This window comes from Ferroplasma acidarmanus Fer1, assembly GCF_000152265.2.
Lineage (GTDB): Archaea > Thermoplasmatota > Thermoplasmata > Thermoplasmatales > Thermoplasmataceae > Ferroplasma > Ferroplasma acidiphilum.
Genome location: NC_021592.1, coordinates 1,563,456 through 1,578,194, shown reverse-complemented (window position 1 = coordinate 1,578,194; position 14,739 = coordinate 1,563,456). Strand labels below are relative to the sequence as shown.

At 38.5% G+C, this 14,739-nt stretch carries 12 protein-coding genes and 1 pseudogene; 8 read left to right on the top strand and 5 right to left on the bottom strand.

The genetic code is table 11. From position 1 onward, the window contains the following. Positions 1 to 4: 4 nt before the first annotated feature. From FACI_RS10035 to rpl7ae, 3 genes and pseudogenes are all read right to left on the bottom strand, one after another. Positions 5 to 202, bottom strand: a complete 198-nt coding sequence (locus FACI_RS10035) for a 50S ribosomal protein L24e (RefSeq protein WP_019841727.1) — start codon at positions 200 to 202, stop codon at positions 5 to 7. Between the two features lie 5 nt (positions 203 to 207). Next, positions 208 to 417, bottom strand: coding sequence for a 30S ribosomal protein S28e (locus FACI_RS08025; RefSeq protein WP_009887647.1), 210 nt, complete (start codon positions 415 to 417; stop codon positions 208 to 210). Positions 418 to 645: 228 nt separating this feature from the next. Then, positions 646 to 1,005, bottom strand: a pseudogene (gene rpl7ae / locus FACI_RS10505) (50S ribosomal protein L7Ae); the annotation flags it as partial. Between the two features lie 119 nt (positions 1,006 to 1,124). Here rpl7ae and FACI_RS08015 point away from each other — a divergent pair. After that, positions 1,125 to 1,319: a hypothetical protein gene (locus FACI_RS08015; protein ID WP_148285749.1), complete on the top strand. Its 195-nt coding sequence runs from the start codon at positions 1,125 to 1,127 to the stop codon at positions 1,317 to 1,319. Positions 1,320 to 1,497: 178 nt separating this feature from the next. After that, the gene (locus FACI_RS08010; protein ID WP_009887644.1) at positions 1,498 to 2,769 is read left to right on the top strand and encodes an MFS transporter; all 1,272 of its coding nucleotides are present in this window, start codon (positions 1,498 to 1,500) and stop codon (positions 2,767 to 2,769) included. On the opposite strand, the gene FACI_RS08005 is transcribed toward FACI_RS08010, so the two are convergent. Both FACI_RS08005 and FACI_RS08000 read right to left on the bottom strand, forming a co-directional pair. Next, positions 2,766 to 4,613: a VWA domain-containing protein gene (locus FACI_RS08005; RefSeq protein ID WP_009887643.1), complete on the bottom strand. Its 1,848-nt coding sequence runs from the start codon at positions 4,611 to 4,613 to the stop codon at positions 2,766 to 2,768. The two genes, FACI_RS08010 and FACI_RS08005, sit on opposite strands and share 4 nt — an antisense overlap. Then, positions 4,610 to 8,020, bottom strand: a complete 3,411-nt coding sequence (locus FACI_RS08000; protein WP_009887642.1) for a cobaltochelatase subunit CobN — start codon at positions 8,018 to 8,020, stop codon at positions 4,610 to 4,612. The genes FACI_RS08005 and FACI_RS08000 overlap by 4 nt, the downstream gene beginning before the upstream one ends. 261 nt (positions 8,021 to 8,281) lie before the next feature. Here FACI_RS08000 and FACI_RS07995 point away from each other — a divergent pair, with 261 nt between their 5' ends. From FACI_RS07995 to FACI_RS07970, 6 genes are read left to right on the top strand one after another with little or no spacing between them, the layout of a single operon-like run. Continuing rightward, the gene (locus FACI_RS07995) at positions 8,282 to 9,223 is read left to right on the top strand and encodes a respiratory chain complex I subunit 1 family protein (RefSeq protein WP_019841725.1); all 942 of its coding nucleotides are present in this window, start codon (positions 8,282 to 8,284) and stop codon (positions 9,221 to 9,223) included. Then, the gene (locus FACI_RS07990) at positions 9,220 to 9,861 is read left to right on the top strand and encodes a hypothetical protein (protein WP_009887640.1); all 642 of its coding nucleotides are present in this window, start codon (positions 9,220 to 9,222) and stop codon (positions 9,859 to 9,861) included. The genes FACI_RS07995 and FACI_RS07990 overlap by 4 nt, the downstream gene beginning before the upstream one ends. After that, entirely contained in the window at positions 9,858 to 11,183 is a 1,326-nt protein-coding gene (locus FACI_RS07985; protein WP_009887639.1) for a proton-conducting transporter transmembrane domain-containing protein, read from the top strand. Before FACI_RS07990 ends, FACI_RS07985 begins: the two co-directional genes overlap by 4 nt. Next, positions 11,170 to 12,324 carry an NADH-quinone oxidoreductase subunit D-related protein gene (locus FACI_RS07980; RefSeq protein WP_009887638.1) on the top strand — a complete coding sequence of 385 codons (1,155 nt, stop codon included), beginning with the start codon at positions 11,170 to 11,172 and terminating at the stop codon, positions 12,322 to 12,324. Before FACI_RS07985 ends, FACI_RS07980 begins: the two co-directional genes overlap by 14 nt. Beyond that, a complete protein-coding gene (locus FACI_RS07975; protein WP_009887637.1) occupies positions 12,321 to 12,920 on the top strand; it encodes an NADH-quinone oxidoreductase subunit B family protein in 600 nt (199 codons plus the stop codon). Before FACI_RS07980 ends, FACI_RS07975 begins: the two co-directional genes overlap by 4 nt. Further along, positions 12,917 to 14,662 (top strand): proton-conducting transporter transmembrane domain-containing protein, encoded by a 1,746-nt coding sequence (locus tag FACI_RS07970; RefSeq protein WP_009887636.1) that lies wholly within the window; start codon positions 12,917 to 12,919, stop codon positions 14,660 to 14,662. Before FACI_RS07975 ends, FACI_RS07970 begins: the two co-directional genes overlap by 4 nt. Positions 14,663 to 14,739: the final 77 nt, after the last annotated feature.

Sequence of the window (14,739 nt, the reverse complement as noted above, 5' to 3'; positions counted from 1 at the left end):
ATTATTACGCCTTTCTCATTTCCTTGATACGGTGGTACTCGTTTGTCCATTTAACATTTCTAGCAGCTCTCTTGAGGTCGATCATATTAACCCTGCATTTTTTAGAGCAGAAATTCATTATATTTCCATCTTTCCTGATATAAATAATTCCAGATGCGGGTTCAATATCATGGCCGCAAAAGATACATTTTCTATTTTCCATTTCATTCACCTTATTGATAATCTTCTTGCTTCCCTTGCTGTTTCCCTGAGCATCAGTATATCTCCTACTTTAACGGGACCGAGAACGTTCCGGGCAATTATCCTGCCCTGGTCCTTTCCATCCAGTACCCTTACTTTTACTGTTGTGGCTTCCCCGGTCATCCCGGTTCTTCCCATCAATTCGACTACTTCAGCTGGAGTTGCATCGTCTGCCATAATGCATCACTCTTTATCTTCTTCTGAATCTTCTTTCTTCTTTGTAGTCTTTTTAGGGGCTTTCTTTGTTTCCTTTGATTCAGAAGTTTTTGCTTTCTTTGGCTCCTTTTTTGCTTCCTTCTTGGCTTCTTTTTCTGCTTCAGGTGCTTCTGCAGCCTCAGCTTCAACTGCTTCCTCTTTTGGTTTCTCTGACTTGGCTGCAGGTTTCTTCTTTTCTTCCTTTCCAGCTTTTGCATTTTCTATTGATGATATAAGTTCCTTATATGCATCCTCATTTTTACCGAAATCAACCACTGCTATTGATGCTGCAGATGCAATACCAACTTTCAGTCCAAGGTCACTCTTATTTTTTACATATGTATACGGGACTTTCCTTTCCTCACAAAGGACCGGTATGTAAAAAACAACTTCAGGGGGTGAAACATCCTCTGCTATTACAACTACCTTTGCTTCTCCTCTCTCAATAGACTTAACTACTTCATTTGTCCCTTTCTTAATCTTGCCAGATCTGTAGGAATTTTCTACAAAATCCAATGCATCTTTGACTAACGATTCGGGAGCTTCAAACTTTACATAACTGTTTTCCATGATAATCCTCCTTCACTTCTGCAAGGTATTATAAACTGCAATATAAATATTTAGCATTAGAAAACATGAACATTAAGGAATTTCAAAAAATATGCATATTAAAACAAATAATTGCTTTTATGAACTACACTAACGCGGGTCTATGGAATTGCCATTTATTCATGTTAAAACTCCAGCTGCACAATTCTTCAACACAGGGTTACAAAGATAGTTTGAAATCAGGATTGACAGTTGCCATTGGTGAAATAAATAAAGTGACCATAGAAATTATATGGAAATTTAAAATAGGTCATATCCAGGGAATAAAAATGTAAGTGGTACTAATAAATAGGAAGCATTATATTCCAATTTATTTAATGTCTAACCACTGGATATATTTCAACCGGTATCTCTATCACGGGATCAACGAAATGACGGAAATATATGTGTAGTAATATAAATTTTATGGTATTTTGATGCTAAATTCTATATACTTAACGATATTCCACCTTTATGAGTGAGAAAACTGATGTTATCGCAGCATCGATGATTGGCACAATAATAGAATGGTACGGTATTTTTATTTTTTCATCCGGAGCCATATACATAGCACATACATTTTACCCCCATGTGACTGTGGCCGAAGGAGTTCTGCTAACACTCCTCACATTTGCACTTGGATTTGTTACAAGGCCAGTGGGTGCATATGTATTCGGACATTTCGGAGACAGGCTTGGAAGAAAAAAGATACTTTTGTTAACACTGTTGATATCAGGAATATCCACCGGGCTTACCGGATTGATTCCTTCTGAGGCGAGCATAGGTGTATTTGCCATAGTATTGCTTGTTATTCTAAGATTGGTATTAGGATTTGGATTGGGTGGCGAATGGGGTGGAGCTATGCTTCTTACACTTGAAACATTCAAGAAGAGAAGAGGATTCTACTCTTCCTTTGTCCAGTCAACAGTTGGTATAGGTTTACTCCTGGGAACAGCAATATTCCTGCCACTTGTTGCATACACACCACATTCTTTTATGTATTCAATCGGGTGGAGAATTCCATTTGTGGCCAGTTTTGTTATAGTTGTTATCGGAGTATTTATAAGACTGAAGGTCAAAGAGACGCCGGTATTCGAAGCGGAAAAAAAGAAGAACAGGATTCTAAAATCGCCCGAGAAAGAGTTGTTTACCAGACACTGGAAGAAGATAATTGCAGGTACACTACTTGCAGGTTCCTCCGGCAACTTTTTCTACTTTGCAATATCACTTCTTCCTGTTCTCTTCGAATCACTGAATAAGATATCGGTTTTTGATGGGCTGATAGGTACTGCATTATTTGGGATCATTGACGTAATTTTTGTATTTGTAGGCGGGCAGTTGTCGGATAAACGTGGAAGAAGGGCAATTATAGCCGGTGCCAATATACTTGCACTGATTGTTTTATTCCCTTCCATCTACCTGGTTGGCTTCGGGTATTTTGTAGTTTTCCTTTCCCTGTTTGCAATTGCGCATGGTCTCAGCTATTCACCTTTAGGTGCAATGATTTCAGAAATTTTTCCCACGAATGTAAGGTATTCAGGGAACTCAGCCAGCTACCAGTATGGCAATTCATTCATAGGAGGGCCTGCTCCATACGCATCTGACCTCCTTGGCAGTGTGTCTTATGTACTTTATCCTGTATTTACCCTGATTTTTATTCTTATTGCCCTTGGAGTTATCTACAAATCCAAAGAATCAGAGAAAATGTCTCTGGAGGATTCCGCGTCCGGGTACATAGAATATTAATTTATTTTTATATTTTCTATATTATTTATTATTTTTGCCCCTGCGTATGATGATATTATACCGTTATATGTTGGAAGAAATTTATTGTCATTTTTATCGATTATGTACATACTTGACAATGGCTTAATTTTCTTAGATATTTCCATCAGGTTTTCCCTTGCATTTCCTGGAAACACATTTCCCCTTCCGTCCGTTACCAGAAGTGATACCGTTTTTAATTTTTCATACGAAGATAATTTATATATATTCTCAAGGGCATCGTACAGTGGGGTCTTTCCGCCACTGGAAATATTATCGATAATGTTTTTCAACGCCGTAAAATTGCGTGAGAAATTCATTAATACTTCCGATCTCTCGCCTGCAAATTTTATAAGTGCAACTCTGCTTCTCATAATATACAATTTTTTGAGCAGCATATCTGAAAATTCTCTGGCGATTTCAATTCTTGAACTGAAATTCATTGACCTGCTCGAGTCTATGGCTATTATAAATGGAATTGAGCCTTTTGAGTAGGAATCTTTCATAACAATGGTTTTCTCATTTATCATTCTGAAGCCCGAACTCCATGTATTCAGAAGTGAATGCCTTATATCCATGTAGGTTCCTGATTTCCTGCCTCTATGCCTGAATTGCTTTGCTCTTCCGCTACGCCCTGATTTTTTTGTTTCTATTTTTTTGCCGGTATCTACTTCAAGATTATGTACTGTGCTTTCCCTGTTTTCCTTCTGCTTCTGCTGCTTCTCCTGCTTCTCCTTTCCATTTTTTCCTGTTTCATGATTCTTTTGATCCTGAGGAGTGGGCTGATTGCTGGCAGAATCCTGTTCCTGGTTATCGCCCGTGTTATCTCCATTATTGCCCGGGTCATTAAAATTATAATCTGGCCTGCTCTTCCCTTTTTCCTTCATCCTGTGGTTAAGGGCGAATTGCAGTGCCTTCTTCAGGTCATCTTCATTCACTTCTGTTCTGCCGTAATATGCAGCTATTGCTTTTGCAGTTTTTACAGTGCTTATCATGGCCCTGTTGCTCAGGGAATTTTTAATCACTAAATCTGCTACAAAAACCCTGTATTCCCTTTTTATTTTCACATATGGCAACAGTTTTCTTGCATTAACTATCTTTAACTGAATTTCACGATCCGGTGCCCTGAATTTTTCTATAAAGCTTTCCCTATCACTATCAAATTCTTCAACACGATCGGCTATATCAAGAAGTTTTTCCGGCGATTCTGGCATTTTCCCTTCAACAGAGATGCCAAAACGGTCAAGCAATTGCGGCCTTAGTTCCCCCTCTTCAGGATTCATTGTGCCTACAAGGATGAATCTGGCAGGGTGTGTGTAAGATACTCCCTCCCTTTCAACGATATTTATCCCGGAAGCAGCTGAATCAAGTATTGAATCCACTATAGAATCATCTAGGAGGTTAACCTCATCTATATACAATATTCCCCTGTTTGCTTCGCCTATCAAACCTTCACGGAGAACAGATTCACCTTTTATGGCATGGGATATATCAAGTGACCCGACAACACGGTCAAGGGTAGTGCTATTGGGCAGATTTATTATCCTTATCTTCATGTTTTCAGTTTTAAGCTCTCCTTTTTTCCGGGCTTCCAGGCATTCGTCACACAGATCCCCATCAGGGTCGCAATGGAACCTGCATCCCTTAACCGCCTTAACTTCCGGAAGTATGGATGACAGTGCACGCACCATTGTTGATTTGGCTATGCCCTTTGGGCCTGTTATGAGTAAACCGCCAATATTGCTATCTATTGCATTTACAATAAGCCCGAGTTTTATGTCTTCGTTATCCACTATGGCAGAAAAAGGAAATGGGTATGTCCTCATTCGTTCTCCCCCTCTATTTCCATATATTCTTCCTCAAGCTGTTCCTTCATGCTATCGCTTGCATGCCATATATCCCGCTTATATGCCTCTATCATTCTTGAGGTAATTTCTGAAAGTGCCCATGGATTTTCTTTTTTGAACCATTCCTTCATTTCCCTGTCCAGTACAAATTTATCAGCTATATTATTGAAAATATTGTCGTTCACCATTCCGGTGGTAGCGCCCCATCCGTATAGATGCTCGATCTTCTTCAGCATTTCTGTAGCACCTCTATAGCCGAAATTTTTCTGTGCTTCAATCCATTTTTCATTCAACAATTTCCCAATAGCAGTACGCTCTATTTCCTCTTTCATTGTCCTTACCTGTGGCTTATTGGGATTAAATGTATCTTCAAACATAAGCGATGGCTTTGAACCGCTTTTCTTTGCCATAAGATAGAAGCCGCCTGCATAGGAATAATTGCACGAATCGTCGTTTATGTCTATCTCATCGATTTCCCTTTTATGTATTATAGTTTCTATATCCTTAGAGATTGAAAGCAGCTCATCCTTTGATTCTCTTCCAAAGTTGTTTTTGCCATATGAGTATCCCATCCATTCCGTAAATACATCCGCAAGGTCATTCTCATTTTCCCATTTTGATGATTCTATTGCATTGTTAACCCCGGAACCGTAGGAACCGGGCTTCGAAGAAAATATTCTATCAAGGTGCCCGTATTTCTTATGGTGCTTGACGATGAAATTTACATCATCATCTTCATCCAGTTCAGATACCTTTTTTATTGCCAGATCTATTAATTCTATTATATTGAAAAGATTGTCCCTTACAATGCCACTGGATTCTACCACAACGTCGATTCTGGGCCTTTTAAGGACATCCATGGGTATTGGCTTAACATCCTTTACCTTCTTTGTCCCTTCCTGCCACACAGGTTCTACACCAATTGTATATAGTATCTGGGATATCAATTCCCCATCTGACCTGTATGCATCGGTAGACCAGAGAACAAATCCAATGGTTTCCGGAAATTTATTATTTTTTTTGTATTCATTTTCAATGAGTTTGTTTGCCAGTATTACACCAACCTGCCATGCTGAATGGCTGGGTATCTTGAACGGATCAACGGCATAAAAATTCCTACCTGACGGCAATACATCATACCTTCCCCTGGTGAGCGACCCGGAAACTCCGGGTTCTATAAATTTGCCATTCAATGCCATCAGGAGATTGTTCTTTTCGTTTTCAGGCGAAAACTTTAGTTTTTCTATTATTCCGGTTTCGAGTTCGGGAATTGGTGTACCCTCATTTAAATAGGCCATTATTTGATTTTCAGCTTCTTCCTTGCCATATTTTTTGGATAGTGACTCGTCAAAACGTGTGGCAGTTGTAACGTAATCCTTTAAATCATCTTTGTCAATATCTTTTCCGTAGATATATAATCCCTTGCTGATTATGGAATCCTTGAAGAGATTGAGGCGGTGTTCAATTTCATGCGTAGCTTTATGTGCATCCTTAAAATCTATGGATAAGCCAATTTTATCTGAAATCTTCTGGATTTTCTCAAGGATCATGGTTTCCCTTGATGTATTCTCTGCCTTTTCTGTTTCCTCATAATCATCTATGAGGTCTTCTAGCTCCTTTATATCATCGGGAACATCATCGTAGGCTGTTGGCGGAGTAATATAATCAAGAAGGACTGCATAGCTTCTCCTTTTAGCTATTATCCCTTCTCCGGGAACATTTGTGGAATAAAGGTATAGATTTGGAATCTCACCGATAGAAATCTCCGGAAAATCTGATGGTGATAGCCCGAGGCCTTTCCCCGGCGTGAATTCCAGTGTTCCATGTGTTCCAACATGTATTATTGCATCTGCCCTGAAAATTTCCTGGATCCATTTATAAAATGCAAGCCAGTAATGGGTAACCGGCGTCAGGGAGTCATGTATTGACCTGATGCTATTATCATTGTCAGCAAATGTAATTCTCTTTGGCTGTATGCCTATAAAAATATTCCCTGATATGATCCCGGGAATATGCATGGTACCGTTAAGTAGCATGTAGTCCCTTTCAGTGTTAAGTTCCCCCCAGCGCTTGATTATCATATCCTGCGAATCCTCTGGCAATTCGCGGAAAAATTTCATATACTCTTTTACTGGCATTCCATAGACGGATCCGCCCTTATTTATTATTTCTTCAACAGGCGTCCACTTTCCTTCAGGTATTGCCTTTTTCTCCATTATTGTTTTAATAAGAGATTCGCCGTTCTCCGGCAGGTAATCTATATTATATCCATTCTCGCGGAGTAATGACATTATGCTGGATACAGAATTAAGCGTGTCCAGGCCTGTTGCTGTACCGATATTGGCTTCCAGATCCTTGAAAGATGAGCCTGAGTGCAGTATAATAGCTATCTTTTTCTCAGAATTTTTCATATAGCGCAGGTTGACCCATTTCCGGATCCTGTTAATCATATATTGTGCCTGCTCCTTAACGGGAACGAGTTCCCTGTATATAGCGCCTCTATCATAAATTTTCTTGATAACGCCGATAAGTACAGGCTCTATAGTCCCATCCATTTCAGGAAGCATTGCACTCATAATAGTTGATACAACGTCCAGCCCGGAAGAATCAAGCCATTCCTTTTCCTCTTTATAATAATATATTAAACCCTGAAATACAGGAACACCCAGATTCATCAGTGTACTTTTATCCTCCTTCTTGATTAGGGAGAACGATAATAGATTTATAACTGCATCAACAACTGGCTTCCCATCGCTGTAGAAATATGTATTTATGCATTCTTCAGCACTCATTATTCCCCTTGACCGGTCACCAAAGCCGTTTGTGAACACCGGTATTGCAGAAATTTTATTATTATTTAAATTATCTATAATGTACTGTATTATTTTTGTGTCCCTGTCTACCCATGCTGTCCGGTAAAATAATATTCCTACCTTCTTAGGAAACTCAGTATTTCCATATTCATAGATTCCGGAAAATGGCATCTCAACCGGCTCTTCATAATGCCGGGGGGTTATGGTGTTTTCAATGAATAATACCATATTCTTAATATTTTCATAGCCACCGTAGAAATAGTAATTTGATACTTTTTCTTCGACAAATTTGCTCACCGTTGAATAATTGCTCAGTATCGGGTCAATGGCTATTACATTCTTCTTCCCCTTAATGACGCTTTCTATGTCTTCAAGAATATTGCTGTAAATATTTTCACCGGAAAAATGATGGATGAATACAGCATCGGCATCTCTAACAAAGTCTATAAATTCCTTATCTACAGGATCAAGCCTTGGATATTTTATTTTTATTTCATTGCCTGTTTCCTCACCTGCGTGTAAAAATGACTGGATAACGGAACCGTTCCATCCTATAAGTACGGCAAACTTCATAAAAGTAAAGTCAATTTTATTATTTAACTGTTCTTGATATTCCTGATCACAGAAAAAAACAGTGTGTGTATAATAATCCTATTACATCCGTACAATATTCAAAACACAATGCATATAACCACGATAATTAGTTTTCAATATGCCGTAATCCGTTACATATAATTAATTTTTCAAAATAAAATTTAAATATAGATAAACGATTAAGGTGTGGAATGACGTCTCCAAATTGCAGTGCGCTGATGACGCCTACTGGTGATACATATGTTAATATTGATCATGGAGACGCTATCGCAGTACCTATTCGTTGTGTTATTTTCGCCACTTGCAATTGGTATATTTGAAAAATTAAAAGCCAATATTGAATCAAGAAAAGGCCCTAGCATATTTCAGCCCTATTATGATTTATTCAAGCTGCTTAAAAAGGAAACTATAGTTACTGAAAATTCCTCCAGATTCTTTCTATATTCCCCATATATTGCCTTTGGTATATATTCCCTGATTGCACTGATTATACCCGTATTTATGACAGAGCCAATAATATTCACTGCATCGGGTGATTTTTTCGCCGGTGCCATATTATTTTCCCTTGCCGCTTTCGTAAAAATTATAGGCACTTTGGATTCCGGAAGCAACTTCTCATCCATGGGTGCATCGAGGCTCATGTCCTTTAATTTCTTTGGAGAGGGCACATTAATAACAGTATTCTTTGCAGTTGCACTGATAAGCGGGACAAACAATCCCTATACAACAAACCATTATTTAATATCACATCCACTTTCAAATCTCACTCTGGTACATATTTTTGCAATCTTTGCATTCTTTATGGTTTTCCTCTATGAATTTGGAAAAATGCCAACACAGAGCGAAGGAAACCAGGAAATGGGAATGATCGATTCTGGAATTGATTATGAATACAGCGGAAAAGCACTGGCGATAAATAAATGGTCTTCCTATATGAAAACCTACCTGCTGGGCTCTGTGCTGATAAATGTATTCCTGATACCATGGGGGATGTTTAACACATTTCCATTATTCTTTTTGAATGCCCTTACCATGATTGGGAAATGGCTATTATTAATAGTAATCGTGCTTGTAATAGATACATCACTGGCAAAACTCAGGCTATTCAGGGTTATTGATTACCTTGCTGTTGCATTCACCTTTTCCATTCTGTTCCTGATACTCACAGAGGTGATCACATGAATATAATATACACATTTATTTATCTCCTTGCTGCACTGATTGTTGTCACCGGATTTTATATCCAGTCCAATAAATACCTGAGGTCCATGGTATTAACCCAGGCATTCCAGTCATTTATTATTGCATTAATTGCATTCCTCCTTGGAATTGTATTGAGACAGTATACATTCTTCATACTGGGTGCACTGGTTATTCTGCTCAGGACTTTACTTGTTACATATTTCCTGGTGTCAAAGATACCGAAGAACAAGAATTATCTCTACGAATCAAAGCTGCCTACTACATATTATTTGCTGATTGACCTGGCATTTATAGTAATTTCAATATTCATTGTCTATTCCATATCATTTATACATATAAGGTCGCACATATTTCCTGACAGTGATATAATCCTGTTTCCTCTTCTACTTTTCTTCCAGGGGCTCTTCGTAATAGCTTCAAGGAGAAGGACGGTGGCCCAGATACTTGGATACATTGAAGAGGAAAATTCCCTGATACTTCTCGGTACATTCATACTGCCGGTTCCAATTATAATTGAGAGCAGCGTATTTCTTGATGTGCTGGTACTTGTTGTTATATTTTCCATAATTAGCATTGAAAAAACAGAGCATAAGCCTGTGGAGGAGTTGAGAGGATGATTTATGAAATTCTTATACTGGCAATACCGCTTATATCTATGGCTTACTTTAAAAAGATAAAGGAGGCAAGCATAATAGGTGCAATCATAGAGATGGTATTGCTGATTCCATTGTACTTTAATATGGCTCCATCTGGATTCTTCTTTATAGACCATATCACATATATATTCATTTTAATGGTAAGTTCAGTATATCTTATGTCCCTGATATATTCCGTGAAATATGTGCATAACATAAAGAATAAAGGGATTTCAGAAAACGTTTATTACATGCTTATGGGATTCTTTTATGTTGCAATGGAATTTGCACTCATGGTAAATAATTACGGATTTATGTGGGTGGGAATAGAGACAACAACAATAACCTCTGCATTGCTCCTTATCACTGAAAAATCAGATATTTCACTTGAAGCCACATGGAGGTATATCATTATTGTATCCGCAGGCGTTACATTTGCCTTTATATCGGTAATACTTATTTATTATTCATTTGGCACACTTACAATTACCACCATATTAGCTTATGGGGCAAAGGATACAATAGCTGTAAGGCTTGCAGTTGCCATAGCCCTCGTTGGGTTCGGTACAAAGGTAGGCGTATTTCCTGTACATACATGGCTTCCCGACGCCCATAGCGAAGCCCCGGCACCTGTCAGTGCAATGTTTTCCGGTGTGCTGTTGCCCGTTGCTCTTTATGTGTTATACAGAATTTACGAAATATTCCCCATGAGGGAACTCTTTGTATGGGCGGGGACAATATCGGTACTTTTTGCAGCAATATTCCTTGGATACCAGAAGAATTACAAGAGGATGTTTGCTTATTCTACAATGGAAAATATGAATATAGCGTTGATAGGTTTCAGTACTTTTACAATAACCGGGCTCATAGGTTCACTTCTCCTGCTGCTTGCCCATAGTTTTGGCAAAGCGGGGGCTTTCTATTCATCCGGAAATGTATATGAAATGTCTGGAACAAAATCAATCGATGGCGTATCAGGATTAATAAGGAACAGATCCAGTGCAGCTTCCATGCTTTTATCATCCTTTGCAGTAACCGGAACTCCTCCCTTCGGAACGTTCTTCGGTGAGTTCCTCATACTGTATTCCGTGTTTACAATCCACTTCTATGCCCAGTTTGTCATAATAGTTTTATCATTATTCCTGGCATTTGTATCAATTAATTTTAATGTTTCAAAAATGATTTTCAGGGGAAAATCTGAGTACAGCCAGTCTGGAATTAATACGGCCTTGCCACTCATAGCCGCCATATTGTCAATATTTATTGGAGTGGTATTTCTGGTGGTGTATCATGCAATATTATAAGTTTGGAGAAAGTTCAGGGCGTTATATAGGAAGGAGCAAAAACTACGACATATATGCCTCTTCAATAGCTCCGGCAGTTGAAAACACAGACCAATTTGCGGATAAAAATCCAGGGGAAATCTATTTTAATTATGGTCCATCGGCAGGAGGGCTCAGGGAATCAGTAAATTTCAGCCTGCTTACTCCAGGGGAAACAATAAGGGATGTGATAATACATCCTGAATACAAAAAGCGCGATTTAAAAATTCTCGGAGACCCGGTTTCACGTGCATTGCTTAAAGTTGAGAGGATAAATGGATTCCATGCCGCATCCAATAGCATAGGATACATTCTGGCAGTAGAAGAGGCACTGGGCATCGAAAATTCTGAATTAAATGACATGAGAATAGTGGAACTTGAACTGGAGCGCATAAGATCAAATATAGATGTTATAAAGGGCATGTGCGAATCAGCTGGATTTGCTGTTCCTGAAAAACAGCTCCTATATCTCAGGGAAGAGGTAGCACGGATTATATCCAGGGCATTCGGCCATAGATACTTTTTTTCTGTTAATGGTTTTGGAACAGTATCAGGAGATTTTTCAACAATAAAATTAAATGCCATTGAAAAACAGTTCCGTGATATTTATGATGGATTGTTATCCTCCAAGATATTCCTTGATAGGATCCAGGAAAATGGAATCGTTAAAAATGAGAATTCAACCGGGCCAGCCGCCAGGGCAGCCGGATTTAAATTTGATGCAAGAAAAGATTCAAAATCGCTGGATTATAGAAATTTTACACCGGTAACAGAATCTGGAGCAGACTCGTTCTCCCGGTTAGTTGTAAGATCAGAAGAGGTATTTGAAGCGATAAATATTATAGATTCATATGGCGTTAAGAATATTAAAACACGGACAAAAAATGAATTAACAGGTTCAGGGAAGGGGTCTGCCCGTATAGAATCCCCTGCAGGCGATATTTTTTATTATGTAAATATAGAAAATGGGAAATTAAATGATATCCAGATGGTTTCGCCTTCATACCTTAATTTAAGGCTGTTCAGGGAAGCTTTGAAAAATAACAATATATTCACAGATTTCTTCTTTGTGTGGGAAAGTTTTGGCATATGGATTTCTGAACTGGAGGTGAATTTTATATGAACTGGTTCCTCAAGGGGGTAAAAAATAGAATAAAGACGGAAGAGCTTGAGGGCTATAGGGTTGAACAGCCATCGTTCCTTGATGGGAAGAGCGATTATGATTGCCCTACAGATGCCCTGGAGAATGGGAAATGGGACATGAACAGATGTATATTCTGCAGGGAATGTGATCTAAAACCCACAGGAAAACAGACAACTTTCACAGTTAATAGGGAAACACCACACATATTTGAAAAATCCCTGTATTTATATCCTATAGATTCCGGTACATGTGGAGCCTGCAATGTTGAGTTTACAACATTATTTTCCCCGCAGTATGATACAAACAGATTTAAGATTTTTATGTCAAATACACCGAGGCATGCTGATGCACTTGTTGTTATGGGAGTGTACACAGATGGCATGGAAGCCGTTTTAAAGGAGGCTTATGATGCTATGCCTTCCCCTAAAATAGTCATAGGAATAGGGGCATGTGCACTCTCCGGAGGAATTATTGGCAGCAGGGCAATGGATAAATATGATATAGAAGTTGCAGGATGCCCACCCACACCTGCTTCTATAATAAACGCGATAATAAAGGCGAGGGGTAAAAGATGATACTGTACTATTTACCGTTAATCCTTGTATTTTTATCGGTCCTGATTTCCATAAAGTACAGGACAGCTGGATATTTGCTCACTGCCATAGCATCGGCAATGTTCTTTTTATTCACATTCAGGATTTATGACTATATAACATATTTTTATCTTATTGCTGCAATCGTGTGGATAATAGCCTCAGTTTTTTCCATATCATATTCAAAGAAGTATGGCAGGTGGCTGGCACCATTATTCATATTGACAATAGCTGGAATGATGCTTATACTTTATTCCCCAAATTACCTTTTATTCATAACAGGCTGGGAAATCATGTCTATTCCTGCATATGTTACAGTAGCTGTGAACAAAAAGAATGATATGGAAGCTTATATATTCATGTTTTTCTCTGAAATTAGCACAGTTTTAATAATTACAGCTGCTGTGATATCATACGTTTATACCGGCACTTTAAACTTTTCAATACTTACTAACGACACAGTATTGCTTATATTTGCCATAGGCGCAATGTCAAAAATGGGTTTAACCCCATTCATGATCAGTGAATGGCTGCCCATTGCACACGGGAGCGCCCCGGCAAATACCTCAGCAATATTCAGTGCTACAATGACATTGATGGGTGTATACGGCATAGTAAAAATTGCTTTGCTTTCTGTAGTTTCTATAGACATAGGAATTATATTTATAATAATAGGGGTCATATCTGTCCTATTCGGGGCATTATATGCTTATATATCGGAAAATATGAAGTCCTTAGGTGGTTTCAGCACCATAGAAAATAATGGGGCACTGATGGCAACAATAGGTTTATTTGTAGCTGTGAACAACACTGTGTTAAGAGAATTTATACTCATATCCATTGCCATCTTCGCCATGGCACATTCAATAGCCAAAACCGGCTTATTTATAACTGTCGGCCATACCGGAGTAGAATATTTCAGTGCGGTTAATGGTGAAAAAAGCACAATAAACCAGATCGGGAAGTTTTTTGCACTTTCATCCCTTTCCGGGTTGTTCCCCTCATTAGGAGGACTGGGTACCTGGATGATACTGGAATCATTCTTCATGGGGGCTTATCTCTATGGACCGTTGGGCATAACATCCATAATAGCAGGCTCCCTTATAGCTATGGGAGAAGGCTTTGCCACAGCAGCCATGCTCAAGGTGTTTTACTTTACAGATAACCACAAGAAAACATCCGGAAAGAATCTGGAGAATTATACTATCCTTGCAACTGGGATAATACTTGTCTTTCTATTTGCCATATCGTTCCTGTTGATCGGAAATGAATACATATCCGGAATACCCTCTGTACTGGTTTTCAAGGGATTAATGATTGAATCACGTTTCGGGCCAGCCGATTTCGGGCTCATAACACCGCTTTATATATTTATATTCCTACTATTATTTTCTCTGATAGTTTACCTTGTGTTCGGAAAGCCACATGTAAGGGTTGCTAAAAGATGGAATGGAGGAATAGAACATAATGAATATTTTAACTCATTTAACTATTCCAACAATATAAGGCTCATACTTAAAAGGGTGCTCAGGACATCATATACCAGCGAAGATGGCGTAGAAACTGTGGATATTTTCTGGCTAGTAATGATAAATATAGCAAAATCATATAGGAAGTTTGCCAGGCTTGTAGCCTATAAAATTATGAACAGTTCAATATCATATTATATTATCTATATGATAATAGCGTTTATTCTGGTCATTATAATAGCCTCATTCTCATGATCTGTGTTGAAAGTTTCATGACACAGCCGTCTACAGAAAACATAAATTTAATTTTTTTATGTAGATAGCTATTTAAA